Raw genomic sequence first — 12,412 nt, forward strand, 5'->3', positions numbered from 1 at the left:
CCGAGACCCTGGCCAGCGTGGAACTCCCGCCGGACATGTTCCTCAACCGTGCCGTTTGGCCCGACGACTGTATCTAGCAGCACCCCATGCGTGGCCCCCGCCCGTCATGGCGGGGGCCTCCGCTCATTAGCGACCAGCGTTCTGCTTACCGATCCCGGTACAGCCCACCCACAGTTGTTGCTGCTGCTCGGGGGTGAGGTCGCCGAACACGTCGACGGGCACGACCTGTTTGACCGTCTGGCCTGGCTTGAGATCCGGGGTGGTGCCTTCCGCGCCTCCGCCAGCCTGCTTGCCCTTGGCGCTCCCGATCGCCGCCGTGATCTTGTAGTCGTAGGCCAGTGGCACGCGGCACGGGTTGGTGAACGAGAAAGTCACGTTGACCGTGGTCGGCCCTGCGTACACCGCCCCGATCAACTGGGCTTCCTCCCTCGATCCGTCAGCCGGGATCGCGCACGGGTCAGCCGCGGTTTTGATGACCTTGACGTCGGAGAGGGCCGGCATCCCGTCGTCAGGCTTGTACGGCAGGCTCGCGGCACGGATGGCCGTGACGAGCTGTCCGCTAGGTGTGGGCACCGGCCCCTTGCGGCCCTGCGCGCCGCTGCTGCCCGTCGCGGCCTGCGACGAGCCGCTCGGCTTGGCTGCGTCTACCGGCGTATCGCTGCGGTCGCCTGGCGCGCAGGCGGTGGCGAGTAAGGCGGCGGCAACGGGTACGAGGATGCGACGCATGGGCCCCCCCTTTGGTGGTGCGGGTACTGGTGCGGACACAGTGGCAGCCGGGCATGGGGGGCGTGCGGCTGTTCCTAGACCGTTACGGCCAAGGCGGGGCGGACACGGCTGTGCCCGGCCGCCTCATGGACGGCCGGGCACAATTCATCAGTTGGTGATTTACGGCTTCTACAAGCGATCTGCGTACCGGTGCGGCGGCTTCACCGGCACCGGGTACTGCGGCCACACAGGCTGACCCATGGCCCTTACCGCGCCCGTCTGCGCCCGCACGTTCACCGCGTGCTCCGCCTTCTGCCGCTCCCTCTCCCGACGCGCGTACAGCTCAGCCGTACTCACCGGCTGCCCCTCCTCGTCGTCGTCCTCGACGACCTCCTCCTCGTACTCCTCGACGTCGTACTCCTCGGCCTCGTCCGGTTCCGAGTCGTCGGAGATCACACCGCGCGCCCGCAGCTCGTCCATCCGAGCGCGCTCCCGCAGCGCCTCATCCGCCCGCGCGCCGGCCGCGGCCCGCTCCGCGTAGACCTCGTGGGTCGGCCGGTTGTCCCGCTCGTCTGCGGCCTTCGCGCGAGCCGCCTCCCGTGCCTTGATCCGCTCGGCGTGCATCGCCGCCGAGCCGGTGATCCTCGGTCCGTACATGAACTTCTCCTCTGTGGTTGCCCAGCCGCTCGTCTGCGGCCGGGAGGTCTAGGGGGTCCGCACCATTGCGGACCCTTGGCGGTCAGGCCCCGGACGCGGCCAGGACCCCGTTGTCGATGGCCTCGGCGAAGCGGGCGAGCTTGGCCGCATGCCTGCGGGCCACACCCGCACGGCGGGCGGCGGCCAGCTCCTCGCGCTGCTGCCGCTCCCGCTCCGCCTTCGCCTTGGCGGCAGCTATCCGGGCGGCCACCTGCTGCTCGACGTGGGACGTCACTGCTGCGCCTCCCGAGCAGCGGCCCGCATCCCCCTGGCCACCGCCCGCCCAGCCAGCCGGCGGACCTGTGCCGGCGAGGAGCCGGCCGGGATCAGCGCCCGCACGCGGATGGTGCCGCCGCGGTCGACGTGCATTCCGGGAGGGCGCAGCCGCTGCTCCGCCTCGTCCAGCCGGGCAACCAGCGCTTCCCAGTTGCGCGGGTCCCGCTCGTACACCTGCCGGACCGCGGCGAGTTCAGCAGCGAACGCGGGCTCCTTCTTCCAGACGGACACGGTGGACGGGGCGACCTCGGCCATGCCGGCGGCGTACCGGATCGGCTTGCCGTAGGCCAGCGCCAGCAGCGCGGCGACCTTGCGGGTGGTGGGTGTCGTACTCATCGGAGGGTTCCTTTCAGTGGGGTCGTGCGGCCGTCGTAGGTCGGCAGGTATGGGCGGCCGTTGGGGCAGGCTCGGGTGCCGCGCTGCGGTGGGATGGGGCCGGGCTTGCAGCCGGCGCGGGTCGGGGTGTTGAGGTCGATGGCGAACCAGAACCGGCGCCAGGCGGTGGTGGGGCTCATGTCGAGGGTGGCGGCTGCCTGTCGGAAGCTCTGGCCGTGGGTGAGGACCAGGTCGAGGACTGCTGCGCCTTGCGTGGCTTTGGTGGCGAGGTCGAGCCGGAGCCGGGGGTAGGGGCCGCCTTTTTTGGTCATGGCGTTTCACTTTCAGCAGGTTGATGGGGGGTGGGATGGGATGCTGTGGGGGTGGCCGCCCCGGTTCCTGCGGGGCGGCCGTTTGCGTGTGGGTCAGGTGGTCGTCTTTCCCCACAGTGGGCAGGTGCCCCAGTGGAGTTGGACGCCGTTGAGCTTGCGGTGGTAGGTGGGCCGGTTGCAGGAGGGGCATCGGCTTCCGTCCCAGGTGGGGATGGGGTGTGCTGGTGTCTTGGGAGCGTTGGCGGCCTCGGTCATGGACTTCTACTCCTCGTTGGTGTGCCACTGCATGTGGACGCCGGGGAGGTCGAAGGCGCGGATGCCGTCCGGCCGGGTCTGTTCGGTGAGCAGGTAGTAGAGGTCGTGGCTGGCCTCGCTGCGGTGCTGGTCGCAGGTCACGATGCAGACGGGGAGTCCGTTCTGCTTGACCAGGCAGAGGCCGAGCGTGTTGTCGTCCTCGGTGGTGCCCTCAACGGCGAGGGTGGCGAGGGTGGCGGTCTGGGGGCAGCCGTCCGGTTCCTGGCAGCGGAGGCCCTTGGCCAGCTTGGGGATGCGTTCGACGCGGGTCTGAAGGATGGCGTAGCGGTGATCGCGGATGTCGTCGGCGAGGTCGTCGGGCACGCCATGGGTGAGGGTGCGGTCGGTCATGGGATTCCTTTCGGTGGGGCTGTACTTGGCGTTCTTGTCGTGGTCGTCGCGCGCGTAGCCCTGCGGCTGAGAATCCTCTGAAAGTGATAATCCATCCCCTGACCTGCACTAATAGCGAGAATCGGGGTGAGAATCTGTGAGAATCCACGGGGTAGTGAGAATCGATGTGACGTCCAATGGTTCTCACCGTTTCTCACCCCCGTTCTCGCCGAAACCGCAGATCAGGGCCTGGTTTCTCACTTTCTCGCGTTCTCACGGTGGGGCTACGCGCGCTCGTGCGAGGCCGATTGGCGTCTCCAGTGAGAATCGGCCCGTTCTCACTTCGGTTCCTCCGGCATGCGCCACACCGTCACCTGCTGTCCGGCCAGACCGGTCGTCTCCCCGGTGACCCCGAGGGCCTTGCGCGCGCGGTAGACAGTCGGTTGGGAGAAGTCCAGGGTCTTGTACGCCTTCTTGATGTCCGCAAGGTCGGCTTCCCCGCCAGCGTTCATCAGGTAGGTGCGGAGCCACTTCACACAGTCCTTGCCGATCTCAACGTCCACGCTGGACTGGCCGACCTGTTCGAGCTGCTTCTCTACCGAGGTGCCGGATTCCGGGCCCAGCACGAACCTGGGTACGTGTGTCTCGTCTCCGTCCTCCAACTGCACGATGGTGTTGGCCAGGGTGTACGAGTACGACGGGATGTCGGTGCGCCCCAGGTTGCTCTTGGCCTGGCTGAGAACGAACCGAGCCGGCCCCTCCTCCTCCGCGTCCTTGTCTCGGCTGAATACGATCAGCGCGCGCAGCAGAGCCGAGAAACCGCGGGACCCCATGAGGCGTTCCATCGGGTCCGTGCCTGAGCCCTTGTTGAAGTGAGAGAGGCCAATGATCGTCAACCCTGCCTTGGCGGCGCTCCTAACCAGCGGTTCCAGTGCAGCGCGCACTTCCGTTTCGGCGTTGGCGTTGACGTCGCTTCCGATGTGGGAGAGCAGCGGATCGAACACGGTCATTGCGACGTCGTTGGCCTCGGCGAACTTGCACAGGGCCTCGTGGTGTTCGGCGACGTTCAGCTTGATACCGCTGTGCTCTCTCACCTGTACAGCCACGATGAACACGCGATCCATGTCTGCACCGGCAGCGATCAAGCGCGGGGCGATGGTGCGTTCCCAGTCGTCCTCGGTGGCCGCGTAGATGACGTTCCTAGGCTGCCCGTGGAAACATCCGGGAAGGGTTCCCCGCGTGATGTGCGCGGTCAGCCAGACAGCGAACTGGGACTTGCCAGTACCAGGGAGCCCGGCCGCCATGGAGAGCATTCCGAGGGGGATGCGACCTTCGGTGTGCGGTACCGAACCTTCCTTGGTGGTGTCCCACAACCACTCGGTCTTCTTCACATTGATCGTTGACGCCTTGCGCACGACGATCTTGGGTTCGGCGTCTGCGGCTTCCTTCTCCGCCTCGGTCCGCTCGGGGGCCCACATGTCCTCCCTGGTCCACATGCTGTCTTCGGCACGGGTGTGGTCCGTGGGTCCGTCGAGCGGCACCAGGTCATCGAACCCGAATCCGGCCTGCAAGTGGTCGGTGATATCTGCCTTGGGGGCATCGACCGCGGGGAGGACCGCCCGGACCGGGATACCTGCACCAGCTAGCGCATCTGTGACCCGGAGGGCGCGTTCCTTCCCGGTCTCGTCGTTGTCGGCGACCACCACGATCTGGCCGGCCCCTTTGAGGGACTGTGTGAACTCGGGCAGCCACTCCGACTTCGCGCCGTTGGTGGTGGTCGTGGCACACATGTCGATCGCGTTGAGGCTTTCGACGTCCTTCTCGCCTTCGACCACCATGATGGTTCCGCCGGCCTGCGCGACTTCGAGGACGTGTGGGAGCTGATACAGGACACGGCGGATGCCGTCGATGCCATAGCAACCGTCAGCGCCGAGCTGTCGAAAGCTCTTGCGCCCGTTGGTCTCGATGCGGACGACCTCGTACAGCAGGGTGCCGTCCTCGTCGCAGTACGGGTAGGCGGCGACCTCGTCACGCAATGGCCTCTGTGCCTTCTTGCGCTCGTGTGGGGCTTTCGGCGGGGATGGCTTCGTCCTCGGCCTGCGCACCAGCACGGGGCGTTCCTGGCCGACCCCGCGTCCTTCTCGGGGCTCGTCGTACAGGTCGCGGGGCGTCCACCCGATCGCGGTCAGGAAGTCGTCGTCTCCGTCGCACTTGTGGCAGCGGATGTCTACCTTTCCGCCGTTGCGCCGCACGGACACCGTGTCGGGGTCGTCGCCGTCGTGGCAGATGCCACGGGTACGGAAGCTGTCGCCACGATCCATGCGGGTCGGCTCACCGAGGTCACGGAGGACGTCACGAAGCCTGTCAATGGCGGTGTACGCGACGGTCGTCATGCAGTACCGCCGACGCCAGTACCGAGTGCACCCTTGGCCTCGTTGCACAGCTGGTGTACGCGATGGATCGCGCGAGTCCGGGCAGCAACAGCGCGCCGCTTTCGGAGGGTGATCCGGGCGCCGGCGGCCACGGCGATCAGGTCCATGTCGTCGGTGGTGAGGCAGCCGTGGCAGTCGGCCAGTGCGGAGTCCAGGTCGGTGACGAGGTTTTGCAGTTGCTCGTCGTTGAGGTCGGCGATACGGGAGAGTGCCGAGTCAAGGTTTAGCTGGGTGCCCGCGGTGGTGGTGTCCTGCGTTGAGTGGGGCCGGTCCGCACCAGCGGGCCCCGTGGGGGTGTTCGTCGCGCTCATGTGTCTGCCTTGTCGCGAAGGTGCGAGGCCGGTGCGGGTTGAGTTCTCCCCAGTGGGAGCGGCCTCACGGGTGATTAGGGGTGTGTCCTGGCTCAGGGGTGCGACGGTTGGTCGCGGGCGCCTCCGCCCGGCCGCCGTAGCGACCGGGCAGGGGGCGGTGGCAGTGGCACGGGTTGTCACCCGTCGGCCTCGCCACGCATGGTCAGGCGGTGCCGGATCAGGTCGAGTTCGGCGAGGACGTTGGCGAGCGCGGATGCGGACACCGTGACCTCGGCGTCCTCGGCGATCGGGCGGGACACGATGCTCAACGCGTCCTGGAGGATGTACTCGTCGTCGCCTTCGAGATACGTCTTCACGGTGGCCGCCGCCACGTCCAGCCGGCTGATGCGTTCTTCCTCGCGGATGCGGGCGATGTACGTGACGAACAGTTCGTCGAGGGCGTGAGCCCTCTGTACGGGAGTGAGCTGCCGCCACGCCTCGTGGCCGATCAGGGTGACGTCGATGCCGCCGGGGTGCTGGCGGTGCAGCTTGGCGCTGGCTTCCTGCACGGCCGCGTACCAGACGGCGGGAGCGCTGATGCTGGCGGCGATGTCCTTGAAGTCGTCCATGGGTCAGGCGCTCGTCTCGACGCGCTCGGCCTGGAGAACCGACATGACGCGGCGGGCGTCTGCCCGGATCACTTTCGGGTCGGCGCCGGTGTTGAGCCCGTCGATCAGCAGGTCGAACGCGTAGCCGTAGTCTCCGTAGTTCGCGGCGACATCGGCGCGGCAGCTCTCGACCAGGGTGTACGTCCACACGCGGTCGATGAGCAGGGGCAGCAGTAGCTCGGCGGTGGCCGGGTCGGTGTTCATGATCCGAAAGACGTCCGGCATCACGCTGGGCAGGTTGTCGGCGATGTTGTCGAGCGCGGCGGCGGGGTTGTCTTCCTGGCACGCCTCGCTGTACAGAAGGTGCCCGAGAACGACGGCAGCGGCCTTCGGGGGGAGGCTGCCGCCCTTGGTGGAGGGGGCAGTGTCCGGGGCGTGGCTGTGCTCGCGGGCCGCGTCGGTCAGCAGCGGGTCAGGGATGGCGGCGGCGGGGGAGGTCGCGTTACGCTTCACTGAAGCTCCTTTCGACGGCCGCGCGGGATGGCACTCCCACATGCGCGGCCGTTGTTCTGTTCTGGTTGGACGGGTGGCGCTTCGGGGCCCTCGTCGCGCTGGTGGTTGGACACCTGCGGTCTGGCGGGGGCCGTTTCTATGCGGCGGGTTCGTTGGCTGCGGGTTCGAGCGCGACGAGGACGCTCAGCCTGCCGATCTGCATGGGGCTGAGTGGCGGGGCCTGGTCAACTAGTTCCGCTAGGGAGAGCCAGTACGACTCGCCCACCAGATCGCCCTGTGCAGCGGCTTCGGCCGCCTTGGCTCGGGCGTTCACGCCGCTTCCAGCAAGTCCGGCTTGATGTCGAGGATCTTCGCCAGCCGGAGGGCGGCGGCCGGACGCGGCATGTTCCGTCCGGATTCCCAGAAGCAGACGGCCGCGGGACTAACGGAGATGGCAGCAGCCATCTCTCGTGCCGAGAGGTGAAGGATTTCCCGCCGTTCGCGAAGCTTGCCAGACGCGACAAGACGACGAACCGCGGAGACCTTCAAGAGGTCTTCGGTTTCCATGACCCTATTCAACACACGTTTAAAGAGTGTTGTCAACAGTCTCCCAACATGCGTTGTAAACACCTCTTGGGCTGCGCGGCTTGGCGCGTTTGCAACGCGCCATCCCAGCCGGTGTTGCACACCCCCAGGGGGTGCGCAACGATGACCCACATGCCCGCACCCCCCTCGACGGTTACTGTCGCCGCGCCCGAACCAGCCCCGACCGGACCGGCTGGCTCCCGCACCGTGGAAGCCACCGTCCTCGACGACGAGCACCCCGACGTGGCAACCACGTTCAAATACCTCGCCATCCCTGGCCAGCCGTTGCAGGCCATCGGCGTCAACGTGCACTCCCGGCCGGAGCCCGACCCCCTGAACAACTTCACTGTCGGGGCCTCCGCTATCCGCGAGATGCCGATCGCCCGGTGGGACCGAACAGCGCAGGCTGCGGTGGTCAAGCGGCTGGGGGGCGACGTTGGCTCGGAGGTCGAGTCATCGGCGACTGAGTGGGCTGAGGCACTTGTGCGTCAGAAGTTCCCCGAGCTGGACGAGCCCAAGAACGGGCACGAGGTGCGCCGCCGTAAGAGTTTGCTGCAACTGGCTGAGGCCGCAGAGGAGTACGCGCGGATCGCGTCCACTGGCGAACGCAACCCCGCTGGGGTCTTGGCAGCGCGGCGAGGGACCACAGCTTCCACTGTCCGTGGATGGTTGCACCGGGCCAGGCGCGAGGGCGTCACACGGGATACCAGCCACCCGGCTACCTGATCACCCTTCCGACACAGAAGAGGGCCTGCACACAAATCGAGTGCAGGCCCTTACGACACGTTCCGTCAGCCCGACGTCTTCCACTCGATGCGCACGGCGGTGGGGTCGAAGTACACCTGGCCGGCGCCCGGCTTGAAGCCCTTCGGCCGGCCGCGTCGAGACGGAAGCACTGTGACCTCCATGAGGGCGTCGATGATCGCGCGCTTCCGCTCCAACGTGTAGTCCTTCCACGCCTTCGCGATCTTTGGAGTGCCGAGCGGCAGGCGGGCGAGCACTGGCACGGTGGCCCTGCGCGCCATCTCCACCTCGATCTCCGCCAGCTTGGTCCGGGTCCGGGCCGTGCCGTCAAGCATCTGCTTGCGGGTGATCAGATCGTCGGCGTAGTCCATGCCGTACTGATCAAGCTTCACTCGCAGCGTGTTGGCCCGTAGCGCCAGTTGCTCCGTCGAATCTCCCGTCCGAGGCGACGGAACGAACAAGGCCACGGCGTCAGGGCGGCTCAGACGTTCGATAGCCACCGCTTCGACGTACCCGTCCAGCAGATGGGCAGTGCGGGTGACATGCGCGCCCCCTCGGCAGCGGTAGGCGATCTGGTGCTGTCGAGCCTTTCCTGTCCCTGACGTGGAGCAGCGCAGGCTTTCGCGGCACCCTCGATGACCGGGCGGCACGGCTCGGGTCTCGGATGCCTTCAGCTCCCCTGCCGCCGATTCCAGCTCCGTGGACGTCATGGGATGCCCATCGTAGGGGCCTGCGGGGGCATACAGAGGCCACGCCTCGTCGTCCTGGCTGTACTGGCCGGTGTGCACGTACTCGCGGCCGTCTACGGCCGTGTAGCGAGTCACTAGGGCACCGCACAGGTAAAGGCCGGACCCTACCCACTTCCGGGCGTTGCTGGTCGTTGTACGGCGTTCTGGGTTCTCAAGGATGTTCCGCGCCGCACGCCACTTGTCTTCGCTGGTGAGTGCAGGCCATACGGCCCTGCCGACGATCTCGCCGTGGTGATCGATGAGGCCGGCGTTACGGGGGCGCAGTAGTAGTCGGCGCAGGTCCACGTGCTCCCACTGGCGCGAGACGGGTTCCGTGCGGGAGCCGTCTTCCAGGCGTTGGCGGCGAGGGACGGTGCGGATCTTCTTGGCGGCCCACTCGCGGGTGATGCCGCGGAGGGAGTCGCCCGCAATGACGGCGTCGATGGCCTTCATCAGGTGCCACGCCTCGGAGTTAGCAGCAAGCTCGGCATTCGTTCCGCAATCGCCGCAGACCGCGGTGATGGTGAAGTCCTTGCCGTCCTCGTCGTCCTGCCGCTTGATCACGAAGGACTCTGCTGCCGGGCACTGAGGGCATGCCAGGGACCGGGGGGTGACTCCGTCTGCCTCGTAGCCGAATGGGCGGGGACCGCCTCGGTAGGTGCCTTCTCGGAGGTTGTCCTGCTTGGCGTCACGGACGCGCTCGGCTACCTCTTCCGCCTCGAACTGGTCGTCCACGGCCTTGCGGCGAGCTTCCCGCCGGCCGTCGGCAGTCGTCAGGTCGTAGGTGCCGCCCTTCACGGTGGCGACGAGGATGTCCCCGGCCTCTACGAGGTCCAGGAAGTCGAACGCTTCACGGTAGCGGCGCTGGAGCCGTCGGGACGTGAGCGCAAGGACACCGTCAGCTTCACCGTTTCGGAGTATCTCTAGCAGGCGGTTGTACTTGGGGCGGGGCTTGCCGGAGTAGGCGCTGGTGTCGTTCTCGATCAGGACTTCAATGACATCAGCGTCCAGATGGTCGGCAAGTTTTCGGCAGGCTTCTTCCTGCCGCTTCACGCCGTAGCGGCGGCCCTCGCGGTCGTCTGAGATCCGGCAGTAGATCACGACGCGGCGGCGTCTGCCGACAGTGGCCTCGGTCTTCATGACCCATGAGAGTAGCGCCTTAAGCGTGTCTTAGCCCAGGACTTGACAGATCGAACCCCGAGCCGGCCTTGGGCACCGAGGCCGGGCTGAGTCCCACGGTGAGCTTCTTCTGCGGCCATTCGCCGCCGGAGTTCACCACGGCGGCCCGGACCCGGTCCCGGCTCTCGGTCAGGCTCTTGTCCGGCAGCCCCACCAGGGTGAAGGCGGCTACTCCGGGCTCCAGGTCGGCCTGGACCTCGACGAGGACCCCCTCGACGCCGACCAGGGCCACCGCGCAGGTACGGGCGAATCCCATTCAGGCCACCCCCCGCACATGCTCCACGGAGGGCGCCCCGCGCCGGGGCAGCAGCACCCCGACCAGATCGACCCGGACCCCGCCGGGCGGTGCACCGCCGTGCGCGTGGACCCATCGCTCGGCCAGGTCCAGCAGCCGCCGTGCCTTCTCGGGCGTGACGGCGGCCATCGGATGCTGGAAGCCGCCGTCCCTGCGGGTCTTCACCTCGCAGACGACCAGTGTGCCGCCGTCCCGCGCCACGATGTCGATCTCGCCGGCCCGCCCGCAGCGCCAGTTGCGCTCCAGGATGCTCATCCCGGCCTCGGTCAGCCGCCGCGCGGCCAGCTCCTCGCCGTACCTGCCCAGTCCACTGCGTGCCTTGTCCATGTCGGCACCACCTCCGGCACCCACCGTGACGGGGTGCACCGAAAGAAGTGGATCTTGGTGGACGGAGCCTCGGTTGTGGAGAACTCCGCCACCCGTGCGGGTGAACTCAGCCGCTCGGCAGCTCCAGATCGCTCTTGTTCAGCTCTTCGATGTTCACGTCCTTGAACGTCAACACCCGGACCTGCTTGACGAACCGCGCCGGGCGGTACATGTCCCACACCCAGGCGTCAGCCATCGTCACCTCGAAGAACACCTCGCCCTGAACCGAGTGCACCTGCATCTCGTAGTCGTTGGTGAGGTAGAAGCGCCGTTCCGTCTCGATCACGTATTTGAACAGACCGACGACGTCTCGGTACTCCCGGTAGAGCTTCAGCTCCATCTCGGTCTCGTACTTCTCGAGGTCCTCGGCGCTCATGGCATGTTCCCCTTCAGCCGTGCGATCCCCCCATTGTGCGCCAGTCCGGCGAACCCTCAGACGATTTCCGTGCCGAGGGTCACGGGTCCGGCCGGGGGACCCTCGTCGAGCAGCGTGCGCAGCAGCCCGGCGAGTCTGGTCGGGTACACCGTCTCATGCGCCCGCTCGAGTTCCCGGCAGGTCCACCAGCGCGCTCCCGACACACTGCGCCGCTCCAGCTCGGTCAGCCCCTGGGCGGTTGTCACCGTCTGCCTCGTGCGCGCCAGGTAGTACCACTCGTCCTGGTCCCAGCGGCGCCCGGCGAACGGGAAGGAACACCTGCGCCGCCACAGCACCGGACCCAGCTCGACCTCGGTGATCCCGGTCTCCTCGGCCAGCTCCCTGAGCGCGGCCTGCTCGCGCGTCTCGGCGCCCTCCACCCCGCCGCCGGGGGTGAACCACCAGTCGTCGGCCGGGTCGTCCGGCTCATGCCCGTGCAGCAGCAGGATGCGGTCCGCGGGGTCCAGCAGCACCACACGGGCGACCTTGCGCAGCCCGCCCGCGTGGGTGTCCGGGACGTCAGCCGGCATGGACGGGCTCCGGGCCGGTCCGGGCGCGGGTACGGCCAAGGCCCGCCGCGACCGGGCCGTAGGCGGCGCCGGCCAGGACCAGCACCGCACCGGCGACGATCATCACCTCGATCAGCGGCAGCGGCCCCGGCTTCGACAGCGTGCCCAGCGCCTCGAACCCGGTCGGCCGGGCGAGCATGCCCCGCATCGGCCAGACGACGGAGTCCACCCGGGCGACCACCGCGCTCCGGCTCACCGTGCCCCCGGCGGCGTCGGTCAGGTGGGCGGTGGAGTCCAGCGAGCCCTGGCGCTCGTCACCGAGCAGGAAGAGCCTGCCCTCGGGCACCTTCACCGTCCCGAAGCCCTGAATCTCGGCCGGGGCGCCCTTGGGCAGGTAGGGCTCGTCGACCGGCTTGCCGTCGACGGTGAGCTTGCCGTCGGTGCAGCACGCGACCGTGTCCCCGCCGACCGCGACCACCCGCTTGACCAGGTCGGAACCGGTCACCCAGGTCTTGTCGCCGAACACGACCACGTCCCCCCGGCGCACCTTGGCGCCGTCGACCCGCTGGGCCAGCACCCGGTCCCCGGCGTCGATGGTCGGGGCCATCGAGCTGGTCGGCACGGTGTACGGCCGGTAGCTCACCGCCGCCCAGCCGAAGCCGGCCAGGAAGAGCAGCAGGCCCAGGGCCACCGCCGCTCCTGACAGCTTTCCGCCCAGGCCCCCCCTGGACCCCGCGCCCGCGGCACTCGCCATGTCGTCTCCCGGTCCCCTCCGCCGGGGTCGCCCGGCCTGCCACGATGCGCTCTTGGTAGCACACCGG

At 68.0% G+C, this 12,412-nt stretch carries 18 protein-coding genes and 1 pseudogene; 1 reads left to right on the top strand and 18 read right to left on the bottom strand.

The window, feature by feature from the left end:
- Positions 1–126 precede the first annotated feature (126 nt).
- The 12 genes from ACFWN1_RS26485 to ACFWN1_RS26540 all read right to left on the bottom strand — a co-directional run bounded on the left by ACFWN1_RS26485 (position 127) and on the right by ACFWN1_RS26540 (position 7,337).
- A complete protein-coding gene (locus tag ACFWN1_RS26485; RefSeq protein WP_384366873.1) occupies positions 127–726 on the bottom strand; it encodes a hypothetical protein in 600 nt (199 codons plus the stop codon).
- Positions 727–894: 168 nt separating this feature from the next.
- On the bottom strand, positions 895–1,362 hold the full coding sequence (locus ACFWN1_RS26490) for a hypothetical protein (RefSeq protein WP_384366875.1): 468 nt from the start codon (positions 1,360–1,362) through the stop codon (positions 895–897).
- 82 nt (positions 1,363–1,444) lie between these two features.
- Complete coding sequence (locus ACFWN1_RS26495) at positions 1,445–1,636, bottom strand: hypothetical protein (protein WP_384366878.1); 192 nt, start codon at positions 1,634–1,636, stop codon at positions 1,445–1,447.
- Entirely contained in the window at positions 1,633–2,013 is a 381-nt protein-coding gene (locus ACFWN1_RS26500; protein WP_384366881.1) for a hypothetical protein, read from the bottom strand. The genes ACFWN1_RS26495 and ACFWN1_RS26500 overlap by 4 nt, the downstream gene beginning before the upstream one ends.
- Positions 2,010–2,324, bottom strand: a complete 315-nt coding sequence (locus tag ACFWN1_RS26505) for a hypothetical protein (protein ID WP_384366884.1) — start codon at positions 2,322–2,324, stop codon at positions 2,010–2,012. Before ACFWN1_RS26505 ends, ACFWN1_RS26500 begins: the two co-directional genes overlap by 4 nt.
- A 93-nt stretch (positions 2,325–2,417) precedes the next feature.
- The gene (locus ACFWN1_RS26510; protein WP_384366887.1) at positions 2,418–2,579 is read right to left on the bottom strand and encodes a hypothetical protein; all 162 of its coding nucleotides are present in this window, start codon (positions 2,577–2,579) and stop codon (positions 2,418–2,420) included.
- A 6-nt stretch (positions 2,580–2,585) separates the two neighbouring features.
- Positions 2,586–2,969: a hypothetical protein gene (locus tag ACFWN1_RS26515; RefSeq protein WP_384366890.1), complete on the bottom strand. Its 384-nt coding sequence runs from the start codon at positions 2,967–2,969 to the stop codon at positions 2,586–2,588.
- A gap of 317 nt (positions 2,970–3,286) precedes the next feature.
- Positions 3,287–5,341 carry an AAA family ATPase gene (locus tag ACFWN1_RS26520; RefSeq protein ID WP_384366893.1) on the bottom strand — a complete coding sequence of 685 codons (2,055 nt, stop codon included), beginning with the start codon at positions 5,339–5,341 and terminating at the stop codon, positions 3,287–3,289.
- The gene (locus tag ACFWN1_RS26525) at positions 5,338–5,691 is read right to left on the bottom strand and encodes a hypothetical protein (protein ID WP_384366896.1); all 354 of its coding nucleotides are present in this window, start codon (positions 5,689–5,691) and stop codon (positions 5,338–5,340) included. The genes ACFWN1_RS26520 and ACFWN1_RS26525 overlap by 4 nt, the downstream gene beginning before the upstream one ends.
- A gap of 176 nt (positions 5,692–5,867) precedes the next feature.
- Entirely contained in the window at positions 5,868–6,299 is a 432-nt protein-coding gene (locus tag ACFWN1_RS26530) for a hypothetical protein (protein WP_384366899.1), read from the bottom strand.
- Between the two features lie 3 nt (positions 6,300–6,302).
- Complete coding sequence (locus ACFWN1_RS26535; protein ID WP_384366902.1) at positions 6,303–6,791, bottom strand: hypothetical protein; 489 nt, start codon at positions 6,789–6,791, stop codon at positions 6,303–6,305.
- 309 nt (positions 6,792–7,100) lie between these two features.
- Entirely contained in the window at positions 7,101–7,337 is a 237-nt protein-coding gene (locus ACFWN1_RS26540; RefSeq protein ID WP_384366904.1) for a helix-turn-helix transcriptional regulator, read from the bottom strand.
- A gap of 225 nt (positions 7,338–7,562) precedes the next feature.
- Between ACFWN1_RS26540 and ACFWN1_RS26545 the strand changes: the two genes are divergently transcribed.
- Positions 7,563–8,081 carry a hypothetical protein gene (locus ACFWN1_RS26545; protein ID WP_384366907.1) on the top strand — a complete coding sequence of 173 codons (519 nt, stop codon included), beginning with the start codon at positions 7,563–7,565 and terminating at the stop codon, positions 8,079–8,081.
- Between the two features lie 65 nt (positions 8,082–8,146).
- On the opposite strand, the gene ACFWN1_RS26550 is transcribed toward ACFWN1_RS26545, so the two are convergent.
- The 6 genes and pseudogenes from ACFWN1_RS26550 to lepB all read right to left on the bottom strand — a co-directional run bounded on the left by ACFWN1_RS26550 (position 8,147) and on the right by lepB (position 12,345).
- Positions 8,147–9,967, bottom strand: coding sequence for a recombinase family protein (locus ACFWN1_RS26550; protein ID WP_384366910.1), 1,821 nt, complete (start codon positions 9,965–9,967; stop codon positions 8,147–8,149).
- 43 nt (positions 9,968–10,010) lie between these two features.
- Positions 10,011–10,262, bottom strand: a pseudogene (locus ACFWN1_RS26555) (magnesium chelatase domain-containing protein); the annotation flags it as partial.
- Positions 10,263–10,628 carry a YraN family protein gene (locus ACFWN1_RS26560; protein ID WP_384366913.1) on the bottom strand — a complete coding sequence of 122 codons (366 nt, stop codon included), beginning with the start codon at positions 10,626–10,628 and terminating at the stop codon, positions 10,263–10,265.
- Positions 10,629–10,734: 106 nt separating this feature from the next.
- Entirely contained in the window at positions 10,735–11,043 is a 309-nt protein-coding gene (locus tag ACFWN1_RS26565) for a DUF2469 domain-containing protein (RefSeq protein WP_018544766.1), read from the bottom strand.
- A 56-nt stretch (positions 11,044–11,099) separates the two neighbouring features.
- On the bottom strand, positions 11,100–11,612 hold the full coding sequence (locus tag ACFWN1_RS26570; protein WP_384366916.1) for an NUDIX hydrolase: 513 nt from the start codon (positions 11,610–11,612) through the stop codon (positions 11,100–11,102).
- Positions 11,602–12,345: a signal peptidase I gene (gene lepB / locus ACFWN1_RS26575; protein ID WP_384366919.1), complete on the bottom strand. Its 744-nt coding sequence runs from the start codon at positions 12,343–12,345 to the stop codon at positions 11,602–11,604. The genes ACFWN1_RS26570 and lepB overlap by 11 nt, the downstream gene beginning before the upstream one ends.
- Positions 12,346–12,412 lie beyond the last annotated feature (67 nt).

The organism is Streptomyces sp. NPDC058459 (assembly GCF_042721685.1).
Taxonomy (GTDB): Bacteria; Actinomycetota; Actinomycetes; order Streptomycetales; family Streptomycetaceae; genus Streptomyces.

Bases quoted from the DNA above. Each gene is read 5' to 3' on its own strand.
- ACFWN1_RS26530 (WP_384366899.1), bottom strand. From the start codon at position 6,299: ATGGACGACTTCAAGGACATCGCCGCCAGCATCAGCGCTCCCGCCGTC.
- ACFWN1_RS26560 (WP_384366913.1), bottom strand. From the start codon at position 10,628: ATGGACAAGGCACGCAGTGGACTGGGCAGGTACGGCGAGGAGCTGGCC.
- ACFWN1_RS26510 (WP_384366887.1), bottom strand. From the start codon at position 2,579: ATGACCGAGGCCGCCAACGCTCCCAAGACACCAGCACACCCCATCCCC.
- ACFWN1_RS26520 (WP_384366893.1), bottom strand. From the start codon at position 5,341: ATGACGACCGTCGCGTACACCGCCATTGACAGGCTTCGTGACGTCCTC.
- ACFWN1_RS26570 (WP_384366916.1), bottom strand. From the start codon at position 11,612: ATGCCGGCTGACGTCCCGGACACCCACGCGGGCGGGCTGCGCAAGGTC.
- ACFWN1_RS26515 (WP_384366890.1), bottom strand. From the start codon at position 2,969: ATGACCGACCGCACCCTCACCCATGGCGTGCCCGACGACCTCGCCGAC.
- ACFWN1_RS26485 (WP_384366873.1), bottom strand. From the start codon at position 726: ATGCGTCGCATCCTCGTACCCGTTGCCGCCGCCTTACTCGCCACCGCC.
- ACFWN1_RS26505 (WP_384366884.1), bottom strand. From the start codon at position 2,324: ATGACCAAAAAAGGCGGCCCCTACCCCCGGCTCCGGCTCGACCTCGCC.
- ACFWN1_RS26490 (WP_384366875.1), bottom strand. From the start codon at position 1,362: ATGTACGGACCGAGGATCACCGGCTCGGCGGCGATGCACGCCGAGCGG.
- ACFWN1_RS26550 (WP_384366910.1), bottom strand. From the start codon at position 9,967: ATGAAGACCGAGGCCACTGTCGGCAGACGCCGCCGCGTCGTGATCTAC.
- ACFWN1_RS26540 (WP_384366904.1), bottom strand. From the start codon at position 7,337: ATGGAAACCGAAGACCTCTTGAAGGTCTCCGCGGTTCGTCGTCTTGTC.
- ACFWN1_RS26525 (WP_384366896.1), bottom strand. From the start codon at position 5,691: ATGAGCGCGACGAACACCCCCACGGGGCCCGCTGGTGCGGACCGGCCC.
- lepB (WP_384366919.1), bottom strand. From the start codon at position 12,345: ATGGCGAGTGCCGCGGGCGCGGGGTCCAGGGGGGGCCTGGGCGGAAAG.
- ACFWN1_RS26565 (WP_018544766.1), bottom strand. From the start codon at position 11,043: ATGAGCGCCGAGGACCTCGAGAAGTACGAGACCGAGATGGAGCTGAAG.
- ACFWN1_RS26500 (WP_384366881.1), bottom strand. From the start codon at position 2,013: ATGAGTACGACACCCACCACCCGCAAGGTCGCCGCGCTGCTGGCGCTG.